The sequence below is a fragment of the Micromonospora sp. CNZ303 genome, from assembly GCF_004345505.1.
The window spans coordinates 1-2,170 of sequence record NZ_SLVT01000045.1; the positions used below are offsets into that span (position 1 = coordinate 1).

The following is a 2,170-nucleotide window of genomic DNA, read 5'->3' on the forward strand; positions in this document are numbered from 1 at the left end:
TGGCTCCGGTGGGTGTGGTCGGTGAGCTGTACGTGGGTGGCGTGGGCGTGGCCCGTGGTTATGCGGGTCAGCCGGCGTTGACGGCGGAGCGGTTCCTGCCCGACCCGTTCGCCGCAGCCGGCATCGAGCTCGGAAGCGCGGCCGGGGCGCGGATGTACCGCACCGGCGACCTGGTGCGGCGGTTGCCCGACGGGGCGGTGGAGTTCGTCGGGCGGATCGACCATCAGGTGAAGATCCGCGGCTACCGCATCGAACTCGGCGAGATCGAAGCGGTCGTCGAGGGCACCGACGGCGTCGGCGACGCCGTCGCCCTGGTCGGCGAGTCGGACCGGCTCGTGGTGTTCTACCGCCCGGCCGCGCCGGCCACGGAGCTGGCGGACCGGATCCGGCAGCGGTGCGCGGAGCACCTGCCGGAGTACATGGTCCCGGCCGAGTTCGTCGCCGTGGAGGCGATCCCGCTCAACGCCAACGGCAAGGTCGACCGGGCCGCCCTGTGGGACACCGCGGTGCCCGCGCAGCGGCAGCACGTCGCCCCGGCGACGGAGCTGGAGGAGCGGCTGGCGGAGATCTGGGGCCAGGTGCTCCAGCTGGAACAGGTCAGCACCCGGGACAGCTTCTTCGACCTCGGCGGGCACTCCATCAGCGCCATCGCGCTCGTGGGCGCGCTGCGCGGCGCCGGCCACCCGGTCTCGGTGCGCGACGTCTTCGTGCACCGCACCGTCGCCGCCCTGGCCGCGCACCTCGCCGGCGGGGACGACCAGGAGGCGGCGCCCGCCTTCCGTGCCGTCGCCCCGTTCAGCCTGCTCGACGACGCCGACCGGGCCAAGCTGCCCGCCGGGCTCGCCGACGCGTACCCGTGCGCGCAGGTGCAGCTCGCCATGCTGGTGGTGACCCTCTCCGACTCGGAGCGGCGCACCTACCACAACGTGTCGGCGTTCCCGATCCGCGACGAGCACGCCTTCGACGGCGACGCGCTGCGCCGGGCCGTACGGACCGTCGTGGACCGGCACGAGATCCTGCGTACGTCGTTCGACCTGACCGGCTACTCGGTGCCGATGCAGCTCGTGCACGCCGAGGTGCCCGTCGACGTCACGCTGCTCGACCTGCGCGACGGCACGGACGAGGAGGCCGAGGCCCGGCTGCGGGCGTACCTGGCCGCCGAGCGGTCCCGGCCGTTCACCCCCGACCAGGTCCCGCAGATGCGCATCGCCGGGGCGGCCGGCCGCGACGACACGTGGTGGTTCGTGCTGACCATGTCGCACGGCATCCTCGAGGGCTGGAGCCACCACTCGCTGCTGATGGAGATCCTCGACAACTACCGCAGCCTGCGCGACACCGGCGCGCCGGCGGCCTTCGAGGCGCCCCCGGTCCGCTACGCCGACTTCGTCGCCGGCGAGATCGAGGCGCTGGCGTCGGACGAGGACCGCGACTACTGGCAGGGCGTCGTCGCCCGGCCGGTCTTCGAACTGCCCGCCGGCTGGGGCGAGGACGAGTCGGTCCCGGAGTACGAGTGCGGCACCCGCGTCCCCCTGCACGACCTGATGGACGACCTGCGCGAGCTGGCCAGCCGTACCGACACGTCGCTGAAGAGCGTGCTGCTGGCGGCGCACCTGAAGGTGATGAGCCAGCTCACCGCCGAGCCCGTGTTCACCAGCGGGCTGGTCAGCCACGGCCGGCCCGAGGTGACCGGCGCCGACCGGGTCTACGGGATGCACCTGAACACGCTGCCGTTCGTGCACGACGCGGGCGCGCGTACCTGGCGGGAGCTGATCCGCAACACCTTCGCCGGCGAGCTGGAGCTGTGGCCGCACCGCCGCTACCCGCTGCCGGCCGTGCAGCGCCTGGGCGACGGGCGCCGGCCGATCGAGATCCTCTTCAACTACCTCGACTTCGAGCAGGTCGACACCGAGCGGGTCGACTTCGAGGACGCCATCTACGAGGCCAGCGGCGAGTTCGGCCTGCACGTCTCCACCCTCGGCGGCGTGCTCAACATCCTGGCCCGGCCGCACCAGGTCAGCTACCCCAACGTCCTGCGCCTCGGCGGCATGTACCGGGCGGTGCTGGAGGCGATGGTCGCCGACGTGGACGGTGACGCGTCGGTGACGTGTCTGCCTCCGGGTGAGGCGTCGGTGGTGTTGGCCGACGGGGTGTCGGCGGTGGAGCCGGTGTC

At 72.9% G+C, this 2,170-nt stretch carries 1 protein-coding gene; it reads left to right on the forward strand.

Features of this window, described 5'->3' with window-relative positions:
• Positions 1-47: 47 nt before the first annotated feature.
• Positions 48-2,170 (forward strand): condensation domain-containing protein (locus EV374_RS32300; protein ID WP_486486077.1); only part of this gene is annotated, 2,123 nt, incomplete at its 3' end.